The organism is Bacillus sp. GC_Bacil_1 (genome assembly GCF_026540675.1).
Taxonomy (GTDB): Bacteria; Bacillota; Bacilli; order Bacillales; family Bacillaceae_G; genus Bacillus_A; species Bacillus_A cereus.
Window position 1 is genome coordinate 1 of the sequence record NZ_JALNUG010000005.1, and the last position, 25,775, is coordinate 25,775.

Consider the following 25,775-nt stretch of genomic DNA (forward strand, 5'->3'; position numbering starts at 1 on the left):
AGTACTGGGCCTACCGGAAGTACTGGACCTACCGGGAGTACTGGACCTACCGGGAGTACTGGTTCAATCGTTACAACAAACTCTATGTTCGCTAATAATACATCAGGTGGTTCTGTTTCAGTCGTATTAGGAGGAACAAACATTCCACTTGCAAATAACCAAAGTCTTGGTAATTTTACAGTTAACGCTTCAAATGACGTATTTACAATTCCTGTAACTGGAAGATATCATTTAACCTATCAAGTTAATACGACAACCGCTCTACTTGCTGGAACTAGACTACTATTAAACGCTTCTACGCCAATTCCTGGCTCTATTTTTTCTCCCACTTTATCCACTTCAAATTATAGTAATAACTTAATTACTAATTTAAATGCTGGTAATACAATCTCACTACAATTATTTGGTATATTATCCGTCGTGAATTTAGTTGGAGGCGGATCAACAGGTGCCTCTCTTACAATTATACGAATTGATTAAAAAAATGATTCATTCTTTTTATAATAAACAATCTAAATACTCAATTGATAAATATTACGATAGTGATTAAGTAATAAAAATAAATTTTACTATATCCATAGTAGAAAACATCTATACTAAATTTTCCGTATATATATTATCAATTTACACTTCACCCATGTCGATGTTACATTAAAGATGAAGATTGTTTCTTCTTTACAGACCATCTCAATATGTATTTGAGGAACATCTCCAATCCTATACGCGAGAGCAATACTATATTGACACTCAATTGAGTGTCTTTTTTTATATTCAAAAAATAAAACCATCTCTTATAGATGGTTTTAACAATACATATTTACTTTTACTCTTTATATTATTGCCAGCTTATAAAGCTGGATAATAAATAGTCATACTTAACCGAGTTAATGTTCTTCCTGAATTAGTATAAGTATGCGGTCTATCCGCCTTAAAGCGAATTGAGTCTCCATTATTTAACGTATATTGACAATCATTTATGTCAATTGTCAATTTCCCTTCAAATACCGTTATAAACTCTTCTGTTCCTTCTTTATGCGCTTCTGAACTTAATTTCCCTTCTGTATCAATTTCAACCATATAGATTTCAAAATTCCTATCATCTTGGAAAGGAAATGAGGGATACACCTTATATCTCCCATTGTCTTCAGACAATACTTGAACATCATTTCGTAAAACTACTTTCGTATCAGGCTGTGGATTATTAATTAAAGAGGTAAATGATACTTTCAAACCATTAGCAATTTTCCATATTGTTGTTAGTGTCGGGCTTGAATCTCCTCTTTCTATCTGTCCAATCATTGTTTTACTTACACCTGTTAATTGAGAGACCTTTTCTAAACTTAATTTTTCTTTTTCACGTATTGATTTTAAATTTTTTGCCAGAATAAGTTGAATTTCTTCCATAAAAAACACTCCTACACTGTATACAATATAACGACCGTTATGTATAATAAAAAGCACACGTTATATTGTTCTTTTTGGTCATTATAACACACAAAAAATAGGGGGTTTTGAAATGCCTATATTTTCTTTTTTGTTATTTGTATTTATAAGTAGCTTCACACCTGGTCCCAACAATTTCTTAGCTATGACATACGCAAATCAACATGGATTAAAGAGAAGCATAAACTTTTGCTTCGGAGTAGCTTTTGGTTTTTTCATCCTCACTTCTTTATGTAGTTTTTTTAATATTGTATTAATTAATATTATCCCTTTAATTGAATTTCCTTTAAAAATTTTAGGTGTCGCGTATATGCTATATTTAGCCTTTAAAATAATTACTAGTAAAGGCGGTGCAGATCACAATGAAAAAAATAATAAAAACTTATTTACAGTGGGTATTTTCATTCAATTTGTTAATCCAAAAGGAATATTATTCGGACTCACAGTAGTCTCTACTTTTATACTCCCCTACTACAATTCATATTCAAGTTTTCTGCTTTTCTCATTATTTCTAGGTATAGTCGGTTTACTGAGTACATTTAGTTGGAGTTTATTTGGTTCAATATTCCAAAAATTATTAGTAAAACATAACCAATTATTCAACATGATTATGGCTGTTTTATTAGTTTTCAGTGCCGTTTCAATCGTTATACACTAATTCGATGCTCATTTTAGATTTTGTACTTTTTAATACCACTCTTTATCAATCAGACTACTTTATATACTAATCCATCCACATACCCTATGTGGTTTAAAACTTTTAAGAGGAAACCTTCTAACAATAGGTTTCCTTCCATATCATATTAAATAAGAAGCAGGTTAAATACGGAGGTGATTTTGATTAAGACTACTTTAATTTCTCATTTTTACAATGAAGAATATTTACTTCCATGGTGGTTAATGCACCATACAAAGCTATTTGATCATGGCATTCTTATTAATCGTGGATCCACTGATCGTTCAGTTGAAATCTGTAAAACATTCGCTCCTAATTGGGAAATACGAAACTCAAAATCACTCGAATTTGATGCTTATTTAGTTGATCAAGAAGTTATGGAAATTGAAAGAGAAATTCCAGGATGGAAAATGGTATTGAATACGACAGAATTCCTGTGCTGTTATAATAAAGAACAATTTTTTAAATCACTTAGCACTATGGGCGGCAATATGTTTTCAATAAGAATGATTATGATGATTGATGAACCGACTTATGGCTACACTAATCCAAGATATAGTTCTCCGCTTGTTAAACAACGTTATCACGGCATAATAATTCAACCTAATCCAAATCAACTATATCTTAACGGTAGATTAATTCACAATAATTCGCACGGGAACTATAGAGTCGGGAGACATGGTTCGCATTATCCTTATAGCATTTACATGGAACCTGCTTTTATTTTTAAATTTTTTTACAGTCCATGGAACGATTCAATGAAAAAACGAAAATTACAAATTGGGCCGACTCTTTCTCAACATAGTGTACGACGTGGATTAGGTTCTCATCACTTAACAACAATTGAAAAATTAGAAAAAAAATACAAATACTATGCAACCTTAACTACGGATCTCCGGTTATTCCCAGAATACCAAATTATATTTCCTGATCTTTGTCCTTAATGTCATGAATATTTAGTTTCGACATCTATCCGTTTTTTATTAACATACCAACTCCAACTAAATACTTTTCTCTAGTAGAAATCTGAGCTAGAACTCTTGCAGCACGCAAATTCCTCTTATTTAATCTCGTATCACTAGCCTATAATCTTTCATACCATTTCATTAAGCACTTGATGTTGGATCAGAAATAAAAAATGGTAATTCATTTGGAAAATTTTCAAATTCAGATTATATACCTTCTAAAACAAAGAATTCAAACAATAGAACCTAAACTAATGTTTTAAGTTATGGCTTTATTTTTTTATTATTCACTTTAAAATCTTTTTATAATAATATTGAAAAATACGGTATAATATAAATTACTGTGCTTTAGGAGGATTACAATGGCTGATAAGTATAAATTTTTCATTCTCATTGTTACCGCATTTTTTTCATTCTTTTCTTTAATAAAAGATTTTCGCAACACTTCAAAAAGTTTCTTTTGGGGTAGTTTTATCATTCTTACAAGCTTCATGATACTATTAATACATGCTCTAGATTTAACTCAAATACTTTTTTATCCAAAGCAAATTGCGCTTGAATTTATTACAATACCACGGAAATTATTTTTACCATCTGTCACTGAGGCCGCCAGTCTCCCTCCAACACTAAGATAATAATTTGATTAAGAGCTCTTTCTAAAAGCGCTCTCTTTTTTTTACATAAACATACCATATACAAAATCCAACCTTAACCACTTAATTACTTATAAGAACCTAACTTATAAAACGCATAATAATTATACTTATTTACTAGTATACAAGCCGTATCTCTTAGTAGAAGCACAGCATATTATACGATACAGGACAAAACTTTCAAAACACTTGTCCGAGTTAATTTTCAAAAAGGGGTGAACATAAATGCCTATCGTTAAACCTTTTATAGCTGGAAGACGATTTGTAAGTACAGCCGCAACAGGAACTGCTGCTGGTGCAGATTTAACTTTTGCTAACACAGACTTCACTGATGACACTGGTGCTGTAACAACATTCCCTGCTTCTTATGCCTTTTTAACACTTTATATTAATGGTGTTATTCAAACAGGTGATACTATTACTGGTGTAACTACTACAGCTGCTACTATTGTAGGAGGAGCAGTCCTAGATGGAGGCACTCCTATCGCAATTGAATTTACTATAACGTAAATTTAGTTTTCTTTTTAGAGGTTTCATTGAAAGAAACCTCTAATTTTAAAAATTCACATCAATTTTAGTAGCAACTACATAATACAGTGCACATACTAGATAGAATGATAGAATTTTATACTCACTCTCAAAAAGAGCACTTATCTATAGCGATCTTTTATATAGCGCAATAATTTTTCGCCTATTTGCTCTTGGAGAACCGACTAAGCAGTTAGTTAAATTAGCTAACTGCTTTTTCCATATAGTATTTATTATTATTCATAGCTTTATCCGTAATAGTAATGCTTGTGCACTATCTACTATAAATTTTCATATATTGTATTATGCTTGTCCAAAATGTGAAGTTAATACTCACGAAATCTAAATACAAGAAAGGAGTGAAAATATGCGCTCATCCATTTGTAAATTCGCTAATTTTAATTGTGAAGCACAAGCACCTAGTTCACTACCTGCCCTAGGTTTTGCCTTCAATGCTACTTCACCTCAATTTGCAACATTATTTACACCACTACTATTACCTAGTACAGGCCCAAATCCTAACATTACTGTCCCTGTAATTAATGATACAATTAGTACTGGAACTGGTATTAAAATTCAGGTAGCTGGTATTTATCAAATTAGCTATACATTAACGATTAGCCTTGATAACGTTCCATTAGCCCCGGAAGCAGCTCGCTTTTTCTTGACATTAAATTCATCGACTAATATTATTGCAGGATCCGGATCCGCAGTCCGTTCTAATATTATTGGAACTGGTGAAGTCGATGTATCAAGTGGGGTCATTCTAATTAACTTAAACCCTGGTGATTTAATTCAAATTGTCCCCGTTGAAGTAATAGGTACAGTAGATATTCGTTCTGCAGCGTTAACAGTTGTGCAAATTCGTTCATAAAGTGAAACTTTAATCAGCCCTCACCTAACTTCTTTGCTTCCGCTGAATTTTAAGGTGGGGGTCTTACTGTCCGGCAAATAGCAGGATAAAAACAAAAGACTTAGCTAATTAACATTTATTGTTCCTTATACACAATATCTTTTTATAGATTTGACACACATTTATATTAAACAAGCATATTTTATTGTATGACTATATAGTCATACAAATCTAAAGCGTTCATAAAAGCACACTTATATGTGTGCTTTATTTTTAATTAAAACCTACAACATTCTCACACAATATCCATATATTATCTTGATTCCTCTCTAAATGTATGGTTTGTCTCAGAGCGCTTTTAACAGCGCTCTTTTTATTTAAACTCCGATTTTTAAAGTTCGATTTTATGATTTACGTTATTATACACATGCCACGCTACTTTTGAAACAAGGTATACATCCAAAGACTGTAAGTGAACACTTCAGTTATAAAGATATGTTCATAACATTAAATCGCTATTCACATGTTTTGCCTGGAATGCAGGTGGATGCTGTTAAAATATGTAGTGAAAGACCATTTGGATAGTAATATTTGTAAATATAAAAAATGCGGTTTCTCCTCTCAAGAGAAACCGCAACATATCAATGCTTTTACTATATTTTAAACTGACTCGTATACAAATCAAAATAAAACCCTCTATCTTCCATGAGAGATTCATGATTCCCTCTTTCTAAAATATTTCCATCTTTTATAACAAGAATTTGATCTGCTTTTTCAATTGTTTTAAGTCGATGAGCGATCACAAAACTTGTGCGACCTCTCATTAAATTATTTAGTCCTGCTTGTATTTGTAATTCTGTTCTTGTATCAATATTTGATGTCGCTTCATCGAGAATTAATATATCTGCATCTGCTAAAATTGCTCGTGCAATCGCTAGAAGTTGTTTTTGCCCTTGACTTAAATTCGATCCTTCTGAAGCAATTTCTGTTTCATATTGATTTGGCAAATGCTTAATAAAAGAATGTGCAGATGCTGCCTTAGCTGCAGTGATAACTTCTTCATCAGTAGCATCTAAGCGTCCATAACGGATATTATCCATAATCGAACCAGCAAATAAATACGTATCCTGTAAAACTACTCCTATTTTACTTCGTAAAGAATTAATATCATAATCTTTTATATCTTTTCCATCAATATGAATTTGTCCTTGCTGTATATCGTAAAAGCGAGTTAACAAATTAATGATTGTTGTTTTCCCTGATCCAGTCGGACCAACTAAAGCAATTGTCTCTCCTGGCTGCGCTTTAAGACTCACTTCTTTTAAAATCGTTTTATTTTCTGCGTAGCCAAATGAAACATTCTCAAGTGCAACATGCCCTTGTAAATTTTGTACAACGAATGCGTCTTTTTTATTTTGAATTTCTGGTACCTCATCCATAATTTCAAAAACACGTTCTCCACCAGCAACTGCCGCTTGAATTGTATTCATTAAAGTCGCAAATTGACTTAGCGGTCTTGAGAATTGACGAGAATAATTAATAAAAGCCGCAATAACTCCTACTGTTGTCATTCCGTTTAAGACCATAACTGATCCAGTCCCAATGACAAGGCCCATACCTAAATTATTAATAAAGTTCATACTTGGAAAAATAAAAGCTGAAAATGTATCAGCCTTCGTAGCTGAAACTCTTAGCTGTTCATTAATTTTATTGAAATTTTGTACAGTTTCTTTTTCTTTTCCGTACAACGTTGTAACATCCGCACCTGTAATTGCTTCCTCAATAAATCCATTTAATTCACCTAAATCTTTTTGACGCTTCGCAAAGTTTTTACCACTATATGCAACTAGTTTTTTTGTAACGTAAAACATAATAGGTACTGTAATTAAAGTTACAATTGCTAAAATCCAATTTAAGGCGAACATTGCAATCGTTACACCTATAAAAGTTAATGCTGATGAAATAATTTGTACAACGCTTTGTGTCAAAGCTTGATTCAAATTATCTATATCATTTGTCACACGGCTCATTAAATCACCTTGAGAACGCACATCAAAGAACCGTAAAGAAAGCGTTTGGATTTTCTCAAAAATATCTTGTCGTATTTTTTGAATTGTTTTTAATGCAACGTTAATCATGACAAACGTTTGTAACCATGTTAAAAGTACAGTTACACCATAAATCGCGATAAGTAACATACACATTCTTGCTGTACCACTTAAATCTTTCGGTACAATATATTGATCTATAATGACTCCCATAAAATAGGGACCTAATAATCCAAGTAATGTAGTAACAACGACTAGAAATATAACAAACATAAGAGCAGCTTTTTGATAGCCCATATAGTTCCATACCCGCATTACAGTTCCTTGAGCATTTTTAGCTTTTCCCATCTTTGGGGTGTTTCGTCCACCTTTATTAGCAAATTGTCCTTGAAAATTACGCATGTTCTTCCCCACCTTCTTTATCTAAATTACCACCTTGGGAAAGATAAATTTCCTGATAAACCTCACTTTGTTCTAACAATTGTTCATGTGTACCATTGCCAACTAATTCACCATTATCTAATACAAGTATTTTATCCGCATCCATTATGGAAGAAATTTTAGACGCAATTAATAAAGTTGTTGTGCCTGTATATTTTGTTTTTAAAGCTATTTGAATAGTAGCCTCTGATTTTGCATCAACTGCTGATGTAGAATCATCTAATATGAGAATCGGTGGCTTTCTCACAAGTGCCCTTGCAATTGATACACGTTGTTTTTGTCCACCTGATAGATTTGTCGCGCCTTGTGTTAAATTATATTGATAAGATTCTTCCAGCTTATTGATAAACTCAGTCGCACAAGCTGATGCAGCTGCTACTTCCAGCTCGTCATGTGTTGCATCTTCTTTACCATAACGTAAATTTTCTTCTATACTGCCTGAGAACAACAACGCCTTCTGAGGTACAAACCCTATTGAAGCACGGAGTTTTTGCAAATCATATTTTTTAACATCTATTCCATCTATACATATTTCACCATGATCCACATCATATAGACGTGGTAACAGTTTCGCTAAGGTAGATTTACCACTTCCAGTTGATCCAATAATCCCTACTTTTTCACCTTTTTGTATGCTAAACGAAATATCTTTTAAAACGTATTCATTATTTTTCGTATAGCTATAACTAACATTTTTAAATTCGATATTTCCTTCAATTTTCTCAGGTTCGATCGCATACGCTTCGCTTATAATATCAACCTCGGTATTTAACACTTGCTGTACACGATCCGCAGATGGAAAAGCTCGCGCAATTTGAATAAATACCATGCTAATCGACATAAGTGACATTAAAATGATATTCAAGTAATTAATAAATGCCAAAATCGCTCCTACTTGAAGCGTTCCATCGAATACTTTTTCTCCACCAATCCATAATGTTGCGACAATCCCGCCACTTACAACTAGCATAATGATTGGCATCATTAAAGAAATAAGTTGCACAGCTCGAATATTTATCTTCGTTAAATTTGTATTTATATTTCCAAATTGAGCGATTTCGTATTTTTGTCTTACATACGCTTTTATAACACGCACACCAGATAAATTTTCTTGTAGCTTTGTATTCACTTTGTCTAATGCCTCTTGCACCTTTTTAAATGTACCACTTGCTTTACTTGCAATTAAAATAATCGCAAGTAATAAAATCGGAACAACTACAAGTAATATTGGAAATAACTCTCGCGCTGTTACAAAAACAATAATTATACTTCCGATAAATAACAGTGGACCACGAACGAGAACACGTAATGTCATCGTCATTGCCGATTGAATGGAAGTGATATCATTTGTCACGATCGTTAATAATTTACCTGTTCCAAATGAGTCCCGATTATTACTAGAAAATGTTTCTATTTTCGCAAACACATCTTTTCGTATGTCTGTAGCGAAATTAACAGCTGCTTTTGTAGAATACATCATACACCCAAGCCCTCCAACTAAACCGAGTGCTGCTGCTCCTATCATAAGAAGCCCCATTTTTATTACATAATTTAAATCCCGATTTGCAATCCCAACATCAATGATATGTTGCATAATAGTCGGTTGAATTAAGTCCATCGCAACCTCAAGTACCATAAATAGCGGCCCAATAATAGCGAAGAACATGTATGGTTTTAAATACTGTAATAACTTACGAAATGATTTCATACATAATCTCCTTTTCCCATGAAATTACCACTGAATAATTCATATCCCTCCTTATTTAAGCTATATATTTTGTAATTTCTTTATTACTTCTATTATATTATGTAAATTAATATTTAACATTATTAAATGATAAGTATTAATGACTTTGTAGTCAATAAATGTGCTTTATATTATATAAATACAAAAACCGTATTCTTAATGAAAAGAATACGGTTTTTCATCTATATTTCTTCAATTGTAAAATGTAAAAACTCAGTCTCAAATCCCTTATTTTTAGAAGGACTACACGTGTAAAAACCTATTTTAACAGGCTCCTTCCCTATATCCTCCATTAAATGAGCGATTCTTATTTGTTCCCATTGATGGCCCTTTTTCACATATATTGTGTAATCACCGCTTTTTCGAATAATTCGAAAACGAAGTTGTTGCTTAGCTGCTTCAGTTGGATAATTTTGCGTTGACCAGTCAGAATATCCATTATTCGTTACGACAGCACCTAAGTGAGATGGCCCTTCAGGGATATATTCTAAAGATGTTTTTAGCCAACAGTTCTCCGAAATCATAACAAAAAGACCTGCTTGATCGAATTTTGAATTTGGATTCATACGTAACTGAACTTCAGCTTGAAAGTCTGTCATCATCTCATTATAAAATACATGACCATTCATTACTTCAAAACCATAATGTGTTTTAAGCCAAAAATCAGTTTCTGCTTTCGAACGGACAATAAACGCATGATTATCATTAATTTTATAGTATTCAGGTACATTCATTATAGTGAGTTGCTCAATATGTTCTGGTATATACGATATATTCATAGCTCCTCCATAATAAAGCATTTATATAGACATTTAAAACTCCGCTAATACTGGGAATTTATAACCTTTAAAATCTAACTCTTTATCACTTCGAACCATTAAATACTTGCTAGACTGTACTTCTGTAAACTGTACATCCTCAACCCCTAATTGATCCGGAGAAAAATAAAATTCGATTTCCGTAAACCTTTCATTGATTTCTCCACATAATTCATCTAAAACCGGAAGTACTGGCGCAAATACTCCAAATAATTTCAACTTTTCATTTTCTACTTCATAAACGATTAGAGCATCTAGTTTCTCTGAATAATACAATTTCTCATTCCATTCCGAATCATACATATTCAAATAAAATGAAGGATGGAAGTTTAAAGTTGAAAAACTATTTGAAAGTCTTTGGCTACTATCAATAGTTTCATGTATTAACTGTCTATTCTCTATATTATAGTAATCTAACTTTTTAAGTAGTGAATCGTTATTATTAATATTTTTATCATATGGTATAGTCATCAAATATTCCTGCACAACTTTAAATCCAAATGCTGTATATAGTTCAGGGTTTTCCGTAAACAATAATGCACATTCACATTTCTTATCGATTTCTTCTATCATTTTATCCATTAATTGTGTCATTAACCCTTGTCTACGGAAATTAGGGTGTGTCATTACTGATTGAATACCCGCCGCATTTATTTTTTCACCATTAATTAATAATGGGAGTGAAAATGCCGCAACATTTGCAATCACTTTATCTTCTTGTAAAAACGATAAAGCTTTATATGTATCATCCCAATATCCTTTATCCGAAAAATCATTCAATGTTTGAGTTTTAATTCCAAACACTTCTTCAAATAAAGGAAATAACTGCTCTCTTTTCGGTTCTTCTATTAGAAGACTTACCAATTTTTCAACATTCCCCATGTTGTACCTCCAAATGTTAAATTCCATTAAATTAGATATACTTATATGACCTACTCTTAAAAATAGAGGTCTTACCAATCAATATACTATCATAAAACATAAAAAAAAAGTCTACTTAATTTTATGTTTCGACTATTTGAAAATAAGTCGAATAAAAAAATATTAAGATTTTCGGATATTAATTAGTTTATTTTATAAAAATAGCGCTTTCTAATTAGCTTTTACTAATAGAAATACACTATTTATAATAAAATATTTTTATTCTTTTATCCCTTCAAGTCTTTCCTTCGTATTAATTTCTTCTCCACTTATACGCTTTTCAAAAGACTTTCTCCAACTATTTGAAAGTGCATTTACTTCTAATATCCTTTTTACCCCTTCAATATTTTGTTTTTCCTTATGCATAATACGGTTAGCGAATGCTACTGAAACACCTTTTGGATCAGACTGTAGTCTTTTTAAGGTGTCGACTGATGATACCCATCCTTCTTTTAATACACGAAAATAAAATCCTGTATATCCTGTTTCTTGAAAATATAGTGGTAACTTTGGAATATTATATTTTTTTGCTAATTTAAAACAAGGTTGCCTTGGTTGTGTTACCTGTACGATTGCCTGTCCTAGCTCAAATGTATCACCAATACAAACATCCTCTTCGCTCATACCACTAACTGTTATATTTTCTCCGAAAGCCCCATATACAAGATCTTGATTCAATTCTTTTTCCCAGTATGGATAGTGATCACCAGTATAAACACAAACTGCTTTATCTACTCCTCCATGATGAACTAAGTCAGCTTGTCCATCCCCATTAAATTTTACAAAGGATAAATATACCGGTTCCTTTACTTGTTTCTTATTTATGCCTGTATGAACTACCTTTCCACCGTATGTAACCTCTTTTGGTAATCCTATATTTAAAGATAATAATTGATATTCATTAGCCATTCTATTTCCTCCTTTAAAGGTGTTACATGTATTTTCTCTCAATTAATTTTTACAACCCTCTCTGTTATATAAAAATGATTATAAAACCTCTAAAATCATTGTTCAATTCAATTATTTATATAATAATGATAGGTATAACCTATTATTATACTTGAGGTGATTCCAATCGAATTACGACAACTTGAATACTTTTTAGCTGTTTCAAAAGAATTACATTTCACAAAAGCAGCTGAGAAATTAAATATTTCACAGCCTTCTCTAAGTCAACAAATACGTACATTAGAGCATGAAGTAGGAATGCCACTTTTCGATCGAATTGGTAAAAAAATATCATTAACTGAAGCAGGGAAGATTTTATTATCACATAGTAAAACCATTTTTCATGAAGTCGAACAAGCTCGTTCAGCTATTCAAGACCTAAACGGATTACAGCAAGGTTCCTTAACAATAGGGGCTTTGTTAACCGTCGTAAATTATTTACTACCAACAGCTATTTTAAATTTTAATAATTTATATCCTAATATAGAGCTTTCTGTATTAGGGCTTCGTACAGGAGATATTCGTGAAAAATTATTACGAAACGAACTAGATATTGGAATTACATTTCTCCCGGTGCAAGATAAAGAGATTATCTCCATCCCTCTATACAAAAGCGATCTTACATTGGTCGTGCCCACTGGTCATCGATTAGCTGAACGTAATCATGTATCTATTGCTGAATTACAGAACTACCCTTTAATTCTTTTGCCTAAAAATTTCTTTTTAACCGAACTAATTACATCTCATTGTCAAAAGTTAAACTTTAAACCAAGGCCAATTTTAGAAATTAGTACGATGGAATCTTTAATCCAAATGGTTTCCAAAGGAATGGGAATTACAGTGTTATCCAAACCATATATAGACTTTTTACAAAATAAAAACATTCAAGCTATTAAAATAGAAAACCCTACTCCAATAATTGAAATAGGGCTAATTTATAGAAAAGATAAATATATGTGTGCTGCAACTCGAGAATTTATTGAGCAACTAAAAATCACAGTACGTTCTTTCCAAAACTAAACAAAAGAGATTATCCTATGAAACCGTTTCACAACGATCTAGTAGAATAATCTCTTTTCAAAATAAAGTAAACATTATATTTAACTCTTATAAACTTTAATGTACCTTTTTAGATATTGGAATATATTTAGTAAAATATGCACCAACTAGCCATAATACAATTGAAAATAACCATGTAAAAGCACCGCCAAAATGAAACCAATATGCAAACATATTTAAGATTGCAAGTGAAAAGAAGCAAATAGAAGTTACCGCACTTTTCAATCCTTTTATCCCAGACTTTTTTCTCTTTTGATAAGCAATATACATCGCAATAACAAGAAAAAAGATAAGAACAAATGGTAACATAACTTTTAGTATTGATAATCCCTCCAGTATAAATGCACTCTTTACATCACCATCTTATCCCATTTATCTTTTAGGTATCAATTCATTCTTATCTTCCTTCCAAAAGTCAGTATAAGTTTTATTTTTAAAGTTCACGTTCACCTCAGAAAACGGCATATTTCCTCCAACTTTCAATGAATACCAGTCGTTTAAAAGTGGTGATCCGAAACAAATCTTCATTGTACGATCATGTAAATCGAATAATACAGAATGTAAAGTTCCAAACCATTCTTCATAGTTATGCACAGTAAGTCCAGCAGGATATTCTTCTTCTACTAACTTTTTTAAAGACTCTATGCTTACTTGTTCACATCTATTTAAATGCTCATGTAAAAGGTGATATCTCTTTGTTGATTGTTCTAATTTCCTATTATTTAATTTCTGAATTGATGAACTAACTGCATGGTTTGTTGATACAATAAAAGCTTGTTTTTCACCATCAATCGTTATTGTGGATTTATGACCGTCAAATATTTCAATATATGCTGCATTTAAAGGATCAGCTATTATTAAATTAATATTACTAGCAATTGGGATTTCTTCTATTAGTAACTTAGCTTCCTGCACATTTTTACATTTCTCCAACAACAATCGAATTACCGCAAAACATTGTAAACCACTCACCATTGGCTTTCTTAAACCTGCAATATTTCCTACTGGTTGACCACATGCTGAAAATGTAACAGCTAATCCATGCTCGTTTATCCCTTCCGTTCGGCCAAAATATTGAGTAGAAAAGCCACTATGTGCATACGCACCTTCAACATGAGTTGAACAAAAACGCATATCATCTATTACTGGTGACAAATCATAATTCCTTAATACATATGTGTGCTCTAAATCGGTCTTTTTAGGTAATACTGCACAATGACTACAACCTGCTTTCAATAGTGTTTGATAGTAATACATCATATTTTTTGAAGGAATTTTTAACACTTCACAAAACCCCTCAATTTCTTCATTTATGCCTGGACAATGTTTGTTTAGTATATTTCTCGATTCTGTCCAATGGTTATTAGATATTACATTTTCTTCGTGTATAAATTGCGGGATAAGATACGGATTTTGTTTCACGAATTCCCCTTGTTGCTTTCCAATCTCATAATAACTTCCTTTTAATGATGAAAAATACCCCTTTACTTGATACATCAAACTCCCCCTCACATTGGATATATCTATATCGTACCAAATGGATTTCATTCATCCTTGATGTTTTTTACTATCTTTCTTTAACACCATCCCATTTTAATATCTCCACTAATAATTATTTACTAGACAATTAAAGTTTTGTTAATATTGCTGTAATAGCTTTATTTCAAAATAAAGTAGTTTGGATATCAAATGAGCAAAATACTTTGTTAAACCCACTTATAAGCAATCATCTAATTCATGAAATCAAAAAACTTATTTATCAAAATAAAAGGAGAATTTATGTATGAGTAGTTGCAAACCAATTGATAAATTAACTATTGAGGACCTAAAACAAAACCCCATTTGGGAATGGGCAATAGATGAAGAGGAAAACGAAGAACATGACGAAACATGGGTAAAACCAGCGGCAACTACTAATTTTACAGAAGAATTAAACGGTTCAATCGTACTAGGCGAATTATTCTTACATAATGGTGAAAAATTCCCTATGATGTGTGAAATTGATATTGAAGGTGACGAGGCCGTAATTCGTTCTGTTGTTTATTATAAGGAAGCAAAAAATGAGTATATTGCTATAGAAGATATTGTGAAAACGGTCGAAATGCCGTTATCGATTATTATTAATCTTACAATTCATGCAGAATCCAAAACCTTACGCTTCACTGCACATAAAGTAGATATTTATAAAAATTCAATAACGACTAATTTTAATTAAAGTTGGCCGAAATAAAGAAAACAATTATGAAATACAAACTGGGGAATCATTAACGATTCCCCAGTTTTTTAAACTATATTAAAGTATCCCCTTTTCCACTAAAGTCTCTGCGATTTGAACTGAATTCCAAGCCGCACCTTTTAATAGGTTATCGGAAACAATCCAGAGGTGAAATCCGTTTGGCGTATCAGGATCTTTACGTATTCTTCCGACAAATGTATCTATTTTCCCTTCTGCATATAATGGCATTGGATACAGCTGTTCACTAGGGTTATCCTGCAAAATAACACCTGGTGCATCCATTAGTATTTCCTTGATTTCCGCAACGCTTGCTTCTTTTTCCAGTTCTATATAAACCGATTCTGAATGCCCTGATACAACTGGAACACGTACACAAGTAGCTGCCATTTTCAGGTTTTCATCTTCTAATATTTTCTTCGTTTCTTGAATCATTTTGACTTCTTCAAAAGTAAAATCATTGTCTGTAAATACATCTACTTGAGGCAGTACATTAAATGCTATTGGATAATGTTTTTTATCTTTTTTCACCGGTAATATATCACTCTTCACTTCTTCACCTGCAAGTATAGACTTAGCCTGCTCTCGTAATTCATGAATCGCATGAATGCCAGAACCCGATACAGCTTGATATGTTGAAACGATAATTCTTTCTAAACCAAATGATTTTCGAATCGGCTGAAGTGCTGTTACCATCTGTAATGCTGAACAATTTGGAACTGCAATGATACCTTTATGCTGTTTTAAAGTGTGCGCATTCACTTCCGGAACAACGAGCGGTACACCTTGTGCCATTCGGTACTCACTTGTGTTATCAATTACAATCGCACCACTAGAAACTGCATGAGTTACAAATTGCCTAGATACTTCTCCCCCAGCGCTAAAAAAGGCAATATCTACACCTTCAAAGCTAGTTGTTTTTGCCTCTTGTATAATTATCTCTCGTCCTTTGAATCTTACTTTCTTACCAGCGGATCGTTTTGACGAAAGCAATGTAACTTCAACTATATTAAACTTCATTTCATTCTCTAACAGTTCAATAATTTTTTGCCCTACCGCACCTGTAGCCCCAACAACAGCTACATGATAGCCCTTTTTGATCATCTTTTCTCCTCCAATATCACCTGAATGAATATTTCTACAATTTCATTTTATACAGAATTTAATCATTTGGAAAATTAAAATACATGATATAATCATTCACAAATCATGATAATAAAAGAGGGATCGCTTATGGAAATGAGACATGTTAAAACATTTTGCGCCATTGTGAAGTATGGTAATTTTTCTAAAGCTGCGCACGCGCTAGGTTATGCGCAATCTACTGTTACAGCACATATGAAAGCTTTAGAGAACGATTTACATATTCCTCTTTTCGATCGGTTAGGGAAAAAAGTGCTACTTACAAAAGCAGGTCATCAATTTCATCCTTATGCATTAGAATTACTTTCAATATATGAAAAAGCGCAAGAAATCCCCCAAAATACAGATTATTTAGAAGGTACATTAAGTATTACATCTAATGAATCATTAGATGTATACCGATTACCACAATTATTACGTACTTACAAACAGAAAAATCCGAAAGTAAATATCGTACTTGAAACAAACACAAATGAACAAGCATTACAAAAATTACGTGAAGGAGAAACAGACGTTGTCTTCATAATTGGAGAAAGTATAGAACATAATGATTTTATTACGCGTACTTTTAGTAATGAAACATTTGGATGGATTTTACCAGCTTATTCCGCTGCACATACAAATCCATTCCAGTTATTACAGGAAACTCAGTTCATTTTTACAGAACAAAGTTGCGGCTATAGGACAATGGTAGATCGTTTTTTACGTCAAAGCGGAAATATTCCAGCTAAAACATTTGAAACTTCCAATGTTGAAGTCATTAAACAATCCGTCATGTGTGAGTTAGGCATTTCAATTCTTCCTTATATCGTTGTACAGGAAAGTTGTCAAAAAGAACAACTATGTTTTCAGCCTATCGAAACTCCATCCGTTATTCAAAGTCATGTAATCTATCATAAATCCAGATGGATTTCCCCGGTGTTACAGTCGTTTCTTTCCTTACTTGAACGAGATTAAGATATTAAGAAGTACATATAAAAAGAGTAATTGCCTAATAAGCAATTACTCTCTTACATTAATTAGTATATTATTTATTAGTCTGTCCGCCACCTGCAATTAATTTACTCCCTGAATATGTACCTTTGTTCATAAACACTTGATTAATTAATTCTTTTTGCTCAGCTTCCGACATTACTCCTTTTCCTTCTCCTAAATTCCCACTTTGTAATTTCCAAATCTTATTGTGATCTGCATCAACTTTTTCATATTTCCCTTGTTTCCATCGTTCTAAAATTTCTACATATGTACTTCCCTGTACAAGATCATTACTCTTTACAATATCAATTAAGCTTTCAATCCGCTCTTGTGTAATAAAAATATAACCCCACTTTTGATCAGCTTTCGCTTTTTGATGTGCCATTTCATGTAATGCTGTCTGTATGTTCTCATCTGTCCATTTAAAATTTTTATTAAAACCACTATTCGGCAATGAATAATTGCCATTTTCTAAAAGCTTTGCATCTTCTGCTTTTACGTTACTATCAGCTAGTACTTCTACTGCTGGAGCAGCTGGTGATGCCTTTTTCGCAGCTGGTTTACTATTATTTAAATAATGCAGCATACCATATGTTAAACCTACTCCGATTACCGCCATACCAGCTAGAATACCGATTATTTTAAATAGTGTTTTCATCGCGCTTGTTTCCTCCCAAATATCTCTGTTCTGACTACCTAATTATTTTTTATATAAAAACTGTTACTTCATTTAAAATATCGCATCCCATCCCCTATCATATTATTTATATATACTTTCTCATATTGTATTTCTTTTTCTTTAAAATTGAAAGATTATTCTGTTAAATATTGAAAGTATTCTACAAATTTTTCCTTTATATTTATAAAGAAGCAAAAAAACAACGAGCGCGTTCTACAACACTCGTTGTTTTTACTTTATGCACGATTTTCTTTTAACCACTTCGTAATAGCATCTAACCTCGAAACATCAAAACGTCTTTCTTCACAAACATTTAAACTGTTTAAATTATTTACAATTTCTATTTCATTCGATTTTACACTTTTCGCCTCAATTAATTTACAATACCCATCTGTAACAGTATTTAAATTTTCATAATAACGCTGAAACGATTTTGATATATGTAAATGTTTTTCAAAGTTTCTCCTTCTTTTCGTTTCATCATATACTTTCCGCTTTCTAAGTTCTTCATCGTTCGTATATAAATAAAAATATTGATCCGGAAAACCAATTTCCCTATTTACCATCTTTTCTTTATAAAAATTTTCTATTAAAGATAATGGCTGATTAAATATATCAAAATGAAAACACCAATTATAACTAAGTGGTTGATATATATCCCCATCAAGTATTACGAATTCATATTGCTCCGACTTCTGAACAGCTATATTCCAACGCTCAACTTGTTTTTCAAAATACCATGTTCTATGTTCATTTTTTGGCCTTTCAAATAAAGAATTCACTTCAGGTATTATATAAGCACCATAATTCTTTTCTAATTCACGGCACGTGGTACTTTTACCAACAGCGCTTGCTCCCTCAAATGCTATTATCCCCATAGTTTCTCCCTCTTTCATTAACTAAAATTTCGTTGTTTCACTTTTCTTCCCCATAACTTTCTCCATAAAACAATTGAAGCAATAGCGAGCATGATTGTTGTAATGATACTACCTTCAATTCCGAACGTGCCTCCATGAAGGAATTCGGGGCCATTTGTTGCAGGTTTAAATAGCGGAGTTGAATATATAGTCATCCCGCTAACTGCAAAACCATAGACGTTATATTGTGCCCAATTCCAAATGGAATGCCATGCGCAAATCCCCCACAGACTACTGTCTTTTAAAACGTAAAAAGCTGCAAATACACCAACTAATATTATATTCGATATTGAAAGAATTGTAATACCTGGATTAAGTAAATGAAGAAAACCAAATAAGAAAGATGTCACAACAATCCCAACCCATATACGACTTCTAACAGAAAGAACCGGGAATAACCAACCTCGTACAATAATTTCTTCCGTTGCCCCTTGTATTAAAAATGCAACTAAAGAACCTACAATACCCAATATAGCGGTTACTGTAATTTTTTGTATTTGTAATGTTACAACTCCTGCTAATAGGAGTAAAATTACTGGTATTGAAATGAAAACAAATCCTATTAATGTACCTCTCAAATATTTTCTTATCCATTGATTTCTCCAAAAACCAATGGATGAAAATGATCTTTTCTCTACAAATCTAATCCATAAAAACACAAAAAATATTGCGCCGCCAAACGTTAATATCATCTCAATGTCGCTATAAATCGCCTTCATAAAAGTTGTTTCTGCTTTCGGTAAAATCAGCATAAACAACATAAATAATTCACCTAAAGTTAAAAATATAATCGCGAGTATGACAGCAAAAACAGGATGAACTTTTCTTCTTCCTTCTTTTGCTGCTTCAATTATTTTAAATTGTTTATTTTGCAATATTCTATCCTCCTAATTATGGTACTCATCAGCAATATTAAAATAATATTTAGCCTTTTATTTAAATTTATTTTTTCATATAAATGATTTTTGTTTGGAATAAATTCAAATTAGGAATAATATATAAATAAAAGAGATGCCTTTGTGCCTTTACTATTATCACCCAGATTAGTCAGTGGTATTACCAGCACTTGCTATTTCCCACCATTTGTTGTAAGATAGTAATTAAGGTCAATTTAACACTATATTTTCTTTGCATATTATCAAGTATCAATCAGGGACATTTTGTACTCCTTATGGGTTTTTGATAATATGTGAACTTTTATTTTCATTCAAATAAGGCCGATCATATTGTAATTTTTCTACTTTTAGGAGGCATTACCATGACATTAACAGGTAAAGTAAAATGGTTTAACAGCGAAAAAGGTTTCGGTTTCATCGAAGTTGCAGACGGTAACGACGTATTCGTTCACTTCTCAGCTATCACTGGCGACGGCTTCAAGTCTCTTGACGAAGGTCAAGAAGTTAGCTTCGAAGTTGAAGAAGGTAACCGCGGACCTCAAGCTAAAAACGTTGTAAAGCTATAATTCAAACAATAAAAAGGTTGTTACCAGCAAGGTTAACAACCTTTTTAATATATAACTAAAATTTTTTACATAAAAGGAGTGGTTACATGTATCGCAATCGAAAGAACGATGTAGCAGAAGTACCACCAGAACAAACCCCTGTTTGGGAATGTGAATCAGAGGATTGTTTAGGATGGATGAGAAAGAACTTTTCATTTGAAGAAGAGCCTAAATGCCCTTTATGTAAAAGTAGCATGAAAAGCGGAGAACGTTTATTACCTAAATTAGGTTAATTTATAATAAAAAAAACCTCTTTTAATTAAGAGGTTTTTTTTATTATAAATTTATGTCCTCAATATCAGTTCGCACTATAGAATACAATAATGCATCGTGTTGCTTATTTCCTTGATGAATATATCCGCGCAATAGACCTTCCTTTTGAAAGCCGATTTTAGATAACATTCTACAAGAAGTAACATTTTCAGGATATGTAATAGCTCCAATTCTAAACAAACCCAAATCTTTAAACCCATAATCAATAATTTCTCGAGCCGCTTCTGACGCATAACCATTTCCCCAATAACGAGGATGCAGGTCATATCCAATCTCAGATCGTTTACTCCATAATTGTAAATTGTTTAGTCCAATTGTTCCTATTAAAACGTTCGTTTCTTTTAACACAATTCCCCATCGTATTGCCTTTTTCTCAAAGTAATTTTTCGAAAAAGATTCGATCATACGTGAAGCTTGTCCAAACTCCGTAAAAGAATTCATACCGTAATAACACGTTACTTCATCCAATGAAAAGATTTCATATATTTTTTGACAATAAGATTGTTCTATTTCAACTAAACGTAAGCGTTCTGTTTCTAATATAGGAAATGCCATAGGATCACTCCTTTCTCTCTACTCATTCATTATATCAGAAAAAATATTTATAATTACTAAAGTCCTTATTGTTCCATAAATCAAACATTTCTAATGACGCATTCCCTCTTTATTCTATATACACGAATTGGATACCTTCTGATTACTACTCAAACATTACGCTATAATTTCCATAAATCGAATTTCAAATTATCAAGAACTGTAAAAAAAATTATTTCTTCATTTTCTCCTTCCAAACAACCACCCTACCCCATACATTTATGGTAAAATATAGTTAATATATTATTTTATTGTGGAGGTGTAAATTTCCTATGTATATATTCATCGGCTTATCCCTCTTACTCATATTACTTATTTTTTTATTCGCAAAAAAATTCACACCAAACTCTTTCATGATGACTAACTTTAAAGGTAATAGCTTTAAGACATTTTCAATCGGTATTTTAATCGCTGCCATACTCTCACTTTCATATGGAACTTATCATGCAGTAACATATCAACCTAGTTATTTAGATATTAAATTAAAAAATCAAAACTACACTGTTTTCGGTAATGTAGACGAATTCGGTTATTTCTCCGAAGAATTATAAAAAAAAGATACAGAAGTTCAACTATATTTCGTCTCTTGGAAAAAAATGCAGTTAAAAAATCCGGTAATACTTATAGAATATCCTTCAGGAAAACAAGAAACATGGAAGCCAAATATCGTATTAATACCGATAAGTAAATTACAAGAAAAACATGATATAAAAGATATTTATCAACTATCACCGTATTCATTTAAAGAATCTGGAGAAATAACATTAACAATAAAAGAAAACAATGTAAAAAACAATAAAATTTCCATTCAAATAAAATAAATAAAAACTGTTCCTTCATTTTGCTGAAGGAACAGTTTTTATTTATTCTACAGTATTATTTATTTAATATAGCCATTATTTCATTGGCAATATTCTTTCCATTTCCAATACACGCACCAATTCCAACACCGTAATATGAGGCACCAGCTAAATATACATTTGGATAAAGATTTGTCATTTTTTCTTGCAATGCTTGAACCGCTTGATTATGTTCTAAATGATATTTCGGCATTAAATCTTTCCAATTTGTAACTTCAACTACTTCTGGTTCACCTTTAATTCCGAGACTCTTTTCAATATCATATAAAGCTACTCGTACTAATTCTTCTTCACTGTAATCCTTGATTGTTTCATATACCGGATTGGTACTCTTATAAAACATTCTAACTAATAATTTTTGTTTACCCGATGTATGTTTCCACTTTCGACTTGTCCATGTACAAGCATCACAATGTAAATCACTGTTTTCCGTTACAATAAACCCCGTACCGTCAGCTGGTAGTTGTTCATCTAGTATGTCAAATCCTAAATAAATACTAATAAGAGATGAGTTTTTAAATGTATTAAACTGCTCATTTAACTCATTAGACTGTAATAAAGTTTGCGCTATATCATGTGGAGCTGCTAAAACAACATAATCTGCTTGTATTGTTTCATGATTTGCAAAAGAAATCTCATATCGATCTTCTTGTTTACTTACAGCCGTCGTTATAGCACCTTTTTTTACGACAGTTTCAGTCAGCACTTCTTCTAAGCGATTAATTATCGTAGATAGTCCACCTTTAAATGATACGAATTTTTTATTTCCTGCTGATTGAAATTGTTTTTTATTCTCTTCAAAACCTTTAATAATACTTCCATACTTATTTTTATAATCCAGTAAATACGGTAATGTAGATGCCATTGTAAGCTCATTCAATTTACCAGAATATACGCCTGAAAGCACAGGAGCAATTTGTCTTTCCACTAACTCTTTCCCTAAAAAGCTTTCTAAAAATAGAGCAAGTGATGTATCTTTCGTAAACTCTTTATTTTTCGTTATGAAATCTTTTAAAGCTACGATTTTCCCCTTCGTTGAGACTAGCGTACTGTTAAACAACGACCGGGCACTCATCGGTATCCCAAATATAGTATCAGAAGGAATTGGATGTAACATGTTTTCAGAATATATGTAAGAAATACCCGTTTCATTATATACCATTTCATTTTCTAAATTTAAATCTTTTACAAGTGGCATAACGTGTTCATTACGAGCAACGATTGAATCCGCCCCTGACTCCATAATGAAATCCTTTTCTTCCACACTATGGATTTTACCACCTAAATGCTCTTCTTTCTCAATAAGAATTAAATTTAAATCGATATTATAATCCTTTTTTAATTTTTCTAAATAAAACATAGTAGAAAGTCCCGTTATACCTCCACCGATAACAACAACTGTTTTCATATGTGCTGCGCTCCTAACCGATACAATTAATAATTCCTTTTTATTATAACCAAAAGTCCTTATATTCGACTAGCAAGTTGCGCATTCTGTAAGAAATTAGACAATATATTTTAATATATTTTCAAATTACCTAATAAAAAAGAACTATAACATTTACAAACCCCGTCATAGTTCTCTTTATTTTAAAAACATAAAGTAATTGATTAATTTGTCTAGTTCTTGACTCAATGCCAATACTTTTTCATGTTGAATTCCATAATCCGATACTAAATATAAAAGTTCTTCTTTTTTTATTTCAATTACTTTTTCCAATTTCGCTAGTTCCATGTCGTTTTACATCTCTCCAAAAATAAAATGTATGTATTTCAGTATAGCCTACTTACATAATTAGTAAAAGTAAAATACGCATGTAAAATCTTACATATTTGAAAAAATAATATACTACTAACAAAAAAAGAAACTAGATTAAACTTCCTTTTACAGATCATTAACGTTCATTAAGAATTAATAACATAACGGAATTTTTCTAATGTGATATCTTTATAATTTGGAGCTCTCTGTATATGATTAAAATAACTATATGAGAATTTAAATACATGACCAAAATCCCAATCGAATTCACTATAGTCTTTTATCCAAAATATATTTTCAGTTGGTAAAATATTTGCACGTTTAGATTGAATTAAAGGTAATCGATCTATAGGTGAGTGTAAAGTTATTTCCGTATTCAGCTTGAGCTTTTGGCTAGCTCTTAGTACGTATACTAGTTTTAACAGCGGACGTATCCCTCGTTGAAATATATCTATATGTCCTAAATCATACATTATATTAATTGCGTGGGAGTATGTAAGCAAATGCCCAATTAAATCATGATGTGATTCCGCTCGATAAATACTATTAAATTTCGATAACTCATTTAAAATGAACTGAGATACTTGTGTTGGATTACTCAATTCACTTTGTATCTCATCTTCAAAACTTAATTGTTTTACTTCTTTCGTCGTATAACCAATCCACGATCTACCTGGAATTGTTTTTCGAAATGATAAAATAAGAGTAGTAATCCCTTCAATTGCTTGATTATCACCCCATTTTTGTAGCTCTTTCATAGCTAATAAACTCAATGACGCATAAATGACGTTATGCCCCACCCAATGAAGCTCATCAATCGTTTGTTCTAAAGATTTTATAATCATATTCTCCGCAATTTGAAAATTCATTTCTTTTTTATCATCAATCATCTCACCAATTTTTTTCTTGTTCAGCATCATCCTTGTTTGCGAATACATATTACGAGCTGTTTCTTCATCAATATTATTATCTTTCATAAAAAAATAACTAGCAATTGCAGCTGCTCCAAAATGTGCATGCCAAATATCATTTGTTTCTTTTTTACATTGAGAAATAATTGAAAGGCCGCCTTTTAAAATACTATCGTTTTCCATTTTCTTCCTCCCCTAATAAAAATCACTATATTTTCATCCTAAAGATGGTGTCAGGACAAATAAAATGTGATTCGATTCATCACTTTTATTCAAAAATCGATGCTTCACATTCGGTGGAATACGTACAACATCGCCTTCTTCTAAAAAATATTCTTTTCCCTCCAATTCCACATACACTTCCCCTTTCATAATAACAGCAATCTCTTCCTTATCTTCATGGGAATAATGGCTTTCTGTTGTGTTTGCTTGTTTATTTAAATCCATCATTAGCATTTCAATACGTGCTTTCATAAAATCAGGTGTTAATACATCATATACAATGTGATCATTGTTTTCCCGATATACTTTTTTTCGATCTTTTTTCTTAGAAATGAGTGAATCTGTATCAATATCGTTAATAAAAAGTGTAAACAGCGGTACATTTAATGCTTTTGCAATTAATTCCAAAACATTTAAAGAAGGATTAGCATGTCCTCTTTCAATTTGGCTAATTAACGACGTACTAATCCCTGCATAATCAGCGAATTCACGAATTGTCATATTATTTTTCTTACGATAACTTAATACCGTTTGTCCAAGCCTATCATGTATCACAGTAAAACTTCCTTTCGTCCATCATAATGCATGTTTCGTTGTCTTTGTGCTGA

28 protein-coding genes and 1 pseudogene are annotated in these 25,775 nt (G+C 31.9%); 12 read left to right on the plus strand and 17 right to left on the minus strand.

The window, feature by feature from the left end:
- The coding region (locus OXT04_RS09200) for a BclA C-terminal domain-containing protein (RefSeq protein WP_267414172.1) at nt 1-480 on the plus strand (480 nt) is incomplete at its 5' end.
- A gap of 366 nt (nt 481-846) precedes the next feature.
- On the opposite strand, the gene OXT04_RS09205 is transcribed toward OXT04_RS09200, so the two are convergent.
- Entirely contained in the window at nt 847-1,461 is a 615-nt protein-coding gene (locus tag OXT04_RS09205; protein WP_130813712.1) for a helix-turn-helix domain-containing protein, read from the minus strand.
- Between the two features lie 55 nt (nt 1,462-1,516).
- Here OXT04_RS09205 and OXT04_RS09210 point away from each other — a divergent pair, with 55 nt between their 5' ends.
- From OXT04_RS09210 to exsF, 5 genes are all read left to right on the plus strand, one after another.
- A complete protein-coding gene (locus OXT04_RS09210; RefSeq protein ID WP_048558440.1) occupies nt 1,517-2,101 on the plus strand; it encodes a LysE family translocator in 585 nt (194 codons plus the stop codon).
- A 179-nt stretch (nt 2,102-2,280) separates the two neighbouring features.
- On the plus strand, nt 2,281-3,063 hold the full coding sequence (locus tag OXT04_RS09215; RefSeq protein ID WP_267414173.1) for a glycosyltransferase family 2 protein: 783 nt from the start codon (nt 2,281-2,283) through the stop codon (nt 3,061-3,063).
- Between the two features lie 383 nt (nt 3,064-3,446).
- On the plus strand, nt 3,447-3,719 hold the full coding sequence (locus tag OXT04_RS09220) for a hypothetical protein (protein WP_000774116.1): 273 nt from the start codon (nt 3,447-3,449) through the stop codon (nt 3,717-3,719).
- A gap of 243 nt (nt 3,720-3,962) precedes the next feature.
- Nucleotides 3,963-4,247, plus strand: a complete 285-nt coding sequence (locus OXT04_RS09225; RefSeq protein WP_001123247.1) for a DUF4183 domain-containing protein — start codon at nt 3,963-3,965, stop codon at nt 4,245-4,247.
- 385 nt (nt 4,248-4,632) lie between these two features.
- Nucleotides 4,633-5,139 (plus strand): exosporium protein ExsF, encoded by a 507-nt coding sequence (gene exsF, locus OXT04_RS09230; RefSeq protein WP_267414174.1) that lies wholly within the window; start codon nt 4,633-4,635, stop codon nt 5,137-5,139.
- Between the two features lie 632 nt (nt 5,140-5,771).
- Here exsF and OXT04_RS09235 read toward each other — a convergent pair.
- From OXT04_RS09235 to OXT04_RS09255, 5 genes are all read right to left on the minus strand, one after another.
- Entirely contained in the window at nt 5,772-7,568 is a 1,797-nt protein-coding gene (locus OXT04_RS09235) for an ABC transporter ATP-binding protein (protein WP_016081661.1), read from the minus strand.
- Entirely contained in the window at nt 7,561-9,315 is a 1,755-nt protein-coding gene (locus OXT04_RS09240) for an ABC transporter ATP-binding protein (RefSeq protein WP_267414175.1), read from the minus strand. Before OXT04_RS09240 ends, OXT04_RS09235 begins: the two co-directional genes overlap by 8 nt.
- Nucleotides 9,316-9,536: 221 nt before the next feature.
- A complete protein-coding gene (locus OXT04_RS09245) occupies nt 9,537-10,133 on the minus strand; it encodes a DUF1349 domain-containing protein (RefSeq protein ID WP_090976545.1) in 597 nt (198 codons plus the stop codon).
- Nucleotides 10,134-10,166: 33 nt separating this feature from the next.
- A complete protein-coding gene (locus tag OXT04_RS09250; RefSeq protein ID WP_267414176.1) occupies nt 10,167-11,054 on the minus strand; it encodes a GNAT family N-acetyltransferase in 888 nt (295 codons plus the stop codon).
- 258 nt (nt 11,055-11,312) lie between these two features.
- Complete coding sequence (locus OXT04_RS09255) at nt 11,313-12,002, minus strand: MOSC domain-containing protein (RefSeq protein ID WP_001263003.1); 690 nt, start codon at nt 12,000-12,002, stop codon at nt 11,313-11,315.
- Nucleotides 12,003-12,158: 156 nt separating this feature from the next.
- Here OXT04_RS09255 and OXT04_RS09260 point away from each other — a divergent pair, with 156 nt between their 5' ends.
- On the plus strand, nt 12,159-13,061 hold the full coding sequence (locus OXT04_RS09260) for a LysR family transcriptional regulator (RefSeq protein ID WP_000612255.1): 903 nt from the start codon (nt 12,159-12,161) through the stop codon (nt 13,059-13,061).
- Between the two features lie 96 nt (nt 13,062-13,157).
- On the opposite strand, the gene OXT04_RS09265 is transcribed toward OXT04_RS09260, so the two are convergent.
- Nucleotides 13,158-13,409, minus strand: coding sequence for a hypothetical protein (locus OXT04_RS09265; protein WP_072938391.1), 252 nt, complete (start codon nt 13,407-13,409; stop codon nt 13,158-13,160).
- Nucleotides 13,410-13,472: 63 nt separating this feature from the next.
- A complete protein-coding gene (locus OXT04_RS09270) occupies nt 13,473-14,597 on the minus strand; it encodes a C45 family autoproteolytic acyltransferase/hydrolase (protein ID WP_000285229.1) in 1,125 nt (374 codons plus the stop codon).
- 286 nt (nt 14,598-14,883) lie between these two features.
- Between OXT04_RS09270 and OXT04_RS09275 the strand changes: the two genes are divergently transcribed.
- Nucleotides 14,884-15,315, plus strand: a complete 432-nt coding sequence (locus OXT04_RS09275) for a hypothetical protein (protein WP_000093107.1) — start codon at nt 14,884-14,886, stop codon at nt 15,313-15,315.
- A 78-nt stretch (nt 15,316-15,393) separates the two neighbouring features.
- Here the strand turns inward: OXT04_RS09275 and OXT04_RS09280 are convergent, their stop codons facing one another.
- Entirely contained in the window at nt 15,394-16,437 is a 1,044-nt protein-coding gene (locus OXT04_RS09280) for an aspartate-semialdehyde dehydrogenase (RefSeq protein ID WP_000591711.1), read from the minus strand.
- Between the two features lie 129 nt (nt 16,438-16,566).
- Between OXT04_RS09280 and OXT04_RS09285 the strand changes: the two genes are divergently transcribed.
- Nucleotides 16,567-17,433, plus strand: coding sequence for a LysR family transcriptional regulator (locus tag OXT04_RS09285; RefSeq protein ID WP_267414177.1), 867 nt, complete (start codon nt 16,567-16,569; stop codon nt 17,431-17,433).
- A 70-nt stretch (nt 17,434-17,503) separates the two neighbouring features.
- Here the strand turns inward: OXT04_RS09285 and OXT04_RS09290 are convergent, their stop codons facing one another.
- The 3 genes from OXT04_RS09290 to OXT04_RS09300 form a co-directional block, all read right to left on the minus strand.
- Complete coding sequence (locus OXT04_RS09290; protein ID WP_000853593.1) at nt 17,504-18,109, minus strand: PRK06770 family protein; 606 nt, start codon at nt 18,107-18,109, stop codon at nt 17,504-17,506.
- Between the two features lie 257 nt (nt 18,110-18,366).
- Entirely contained in the window at nt 18,367-19,026 is a 660-nt protein-coding gene (locus tag OXT04_RS09295) for a nucleoside/nucleotide kinase family protein (RefSeq protein ID WP_025117739.1), read from the minus strand.
- Nucleotides 19,026-19,922 carry a CPBP family intramembrane glutamic endopeptidase gene (locus OXT04_RS09300; protein WP_001180191.1) on the minus strand — a complete coding sequence of 299 codons (897 nt, stop codon included), beginning with the start codon at nt 19,920-19,922 and terminating at the stop codon, nt 19,026-19,028. The genes OXT04_RS09295 and OXT04_RS09300 overlap by 1 nt, the downstream gene beginning before the upstream one ends.
- Nucleotides 19,923-20,305: 383 nt before the next feature.
- Here OXT04_RS09300 and cspD point away from each other — a divergent pair, with 383 nt between their 5' ends.
- Nucleotides 20,306-20,509, plus strand: a complete 204-nt coding sequence (gene cspD / locus OXT04_RS09305; RefSeq protein ID WP_000176366.1) for a cold-shock protein CspD — start codon at nt 20,306-20,308, stop codon at nt 20,507-20,509.
- A gap of 86 nt (nt 20,510-20,595) precedes the next feature.
- Nucleotides 20,596-20,781 carry a cold-shock protein gene (locus OXT04_RS09310; RefSeq protein ID WP_000286203.1) on the plus strand — a complete coding sequence of 62 codons (186 nt, stop codon included), beginning with the start codon at nt 20,596-20,598 and terminating at the stop codon, nt 20,779-20,781.
- A 43-nt stretch (nt 20,782-20,824) separates the two neighbouring features.
- Here OXT04_RS09310 and OXT04_RS09315 read toward each other — a convergent pair whose 3' ends face one another.
- A complete protein-coding gene (locus tag OXT04_RS09315) occupies nt 20,825-21,376 on the minus strand; it encodes a GNAT family N-acetyltransferase (protein ID WP_000885398.1) in 552 nt (183 codons plus the stop codon).
- Nucleotides 21,377-21,687: 311 nt separating this feature from the next.
- Here OXT04_RS09315 and OXT04_RS09320 point away from each other — a divergent pair.
- Nucleotides 21,688-22,236, plus strand: a pseudogene (locus OXT04_RS09320) (hypothetical protein).
- A gap of 55 nt (nt 22,237-22,291) precedes the next feature.
- Here the strand turns inward: OXT04_RS09320 and OXT04_RS09325 are convergent.
- From OXT04_RS09325 to OXT04_RS09340, 4 genes are all read right to left on the minus strand, one after another.
- Complete coding sequence (locus tag OXT04_RS09325) at nt 22,292-23,683, minus strand: protoporphyrinogen oxidase (RefSeq protein WP_267414178.1); 1,392 nt, start codon at nt 23,681-23,683, stop codon at nt 22,292-22,294.
- A gap of 177 nt (nt 23,684-23,860) precedes the next feature.
- Nucleotides 23,861-24,010 carry an aspartyl-phosphate phosphatase Spo0E family protein gene (locus OXT04_RS09330; RefSeq protein WP_000417698.1) on the minus strand — a complete coding sequence of 50 codons (150 nt, stop codon included), beginning with the start codon at nt 24,008-24,010 and terminating at the stop codon, nt 23,861-23,863.
- Nucleotides 24,011-24,180: 170 nt separating this feature from the next.
- On the minus strand, nt 24,181-25,128 hold the full coding sequence (locus OXT04_RS09335; RefSeq protein WP_000426607.1) for a hypothetical protein: 948 nt from the start codon (nt 25,126-25,128) through the stop codon (nt 24,181-24,183).
- Between the two features lie 33 nt (nt 25,129-25,161).
- The gene (locus OXT04_RS09340) at nt 25,162-25,722 is read right to left on the minus strand and encodes a helix-turn-helix domain-containing protein (RefSeq protein WP_000581029.1); all 561 of its coding nucleotides are present in this window, start codon (nt 25,720-25,722) and stop codon (nt 25,162-25,164) included.
- Between the last annotated feature and the right edge of the window lie 53 nt (nt 25,723-25,775).

Excerpts from the sequence above, each read along its gene's own strand:
- OXT04_RS09210 (WP_048558440.1), top strand. The coding sequence starts at position 1,517 with ATGCCTATATTTTCTTTTTTGTTATTTGTATTTATAAGTAGCTTCACA.
- OXT04_RS09220 (WP_000774116.1), top strand. The coding sequence starts at position 3,447 with ATGGCTGATAAGTATAAATTTTTCATTCTCATTGTTACCGCATTTTTT.
- OXT04_RS09225 (WP_001123247.1), top strand. The coding sequence starts at position 3,963 with ATGCCTATCGTTAAACCTTTTATAGCTGGAAGACGATTTGTAAGTACA.
- exsF (WP_267414174.1), top strand. The coding sequence starts at position 4,633 with ATGCGCTCATCCATTTGTAAATTCGCTAATTTTAATTGTGAAGCACAA.
- OXT04_RS09235 (WP_016081661.1), bottom strand. The coding sequence starts at position 7,568 with ATGCGTAATTTTCAAGGACAATTTGCTAATAAAGGTGGACGAAACACC.
- OXT04_RS09240 (WP_267414175.1), bottom strand. The coding sequence starts at position 9,315 with ATGAAATCATTTCGTAAGTTATTACAGTATTTAAAACCATACATGTTC.
- OXT04_RS09245 (WP_090976545.1), bottom strand. The coding sequence starts at position 10,133 with ATGAATATATCGTATATACCAGAACATATTGAGCAACTCACTATAATG.
- OXT04_RS09250 (WP_267414176.1), bottom strand. The coding sequence starts at position 11,054 with ATGGGGAATGTTGAAAAATTGGTAAGTCTTCTAATAGAAGAACCGAAA.
- OXT04_RS09255 (WP_001263003.1), bottom strand. The coding sequence starts at position 12,002 with ATGGCTAATGAATATCAATTATTATCTTTAAATATAGGATTACCAAAA.
- OXT04_RS09265 (WP_072938391.1), bottom strand. The coding sequence starts at position 13,409 with ATGTTACCATTTGTTCTTATCTTTTTTCTTGTTATTGCGATGTATATT.
- OXT04_RS09270 (WP_000285229.1), bottom strand. The coding sequence starts at position 14,597 with ATGTATCAAGTAAAGGGGTATTTTTCATCATTAAAAGGAAGTTATTAT.
- OXT04_RS09275 (WP_000093107.1), top strand. The coding sequence starts at position 14,884 with ATGAGTAGTTGCAAACCAATTGATAAATTAACTATTGAGGACCTAAAA.
- OXT04_RS09280 (WP_000591711.1), bottom strand. The coding sequence starts at position 16,437 with ATGATCAAAAAGGGCTATCATGTAGCTGTTGTTGGGGCTACAGGTGCG.
- OXT04_RS09285 (WP_267414177.1), top strand. The coding sequence starts at position 16,567 with ATGGAAATGAGACATGTTAAAACATTTTGCGCCATTGTGAAGTATGGT.
- OXT04_RS09290 (WP_000853593.1), bottom strand. The coding sequence starts at position 18,109 with ATGAAAACACTATTTAAAATAATCGGTATTCTAGCTGGTATGGCGGTA.
- OXT04_RS09295 (WP_025117739.1), bottom strand. The coding sequence starts at position 19,026 with ATGAAAGAGGGAGAAACTATGGGGATAATAGCATTTGAGGGAGCAAGC.
- cspD (WP_000176366.1), top strand. The coding sequence starts at position 20,306 with ATGACATTAACAGGTAAAGTAAAATGGTTTAACAGCGAAAAAGGTTTC.
- OXT04_RS09310 (WP_000286203.1), top strand. The coding sequence starts at position 20,596 with ATGTATCGCAATCGAAAGAACGATGTAGCAGAAGTACCACCAGAACAA.
- OXT04_RS09315 (WP_000885398.1), bottom strand. The coding sequence starts at position 21,376 with ATGGCATTTCCTATATTAGAAACAGAACGCTTACGTTTAGTTGAAATA.
- OXT04_RS09325 (WP_267414178.1), bottom strand. The coding sequence starts at position 23,683 with ATGAAAACAGTTGTTGTTATCGGTGGAGGTATAACGGGACTTTCTACT.
- OXT04_RS09330 (WP_000417698.1), bottom strand. The coding sequence starts at position 24,010 with ATGGAACTAGCGAAATTGGAAAAAGTAATTGAAATAAAAAAAGAAGAA.
- OXT04_RS09335 (WP_000426607.1), bottom strand. The coding sequence starts at position 25,128 with ATGGAAAACGATAGTATTTTAAAAGGCGGCCTTTCAATTATTTCTCAA.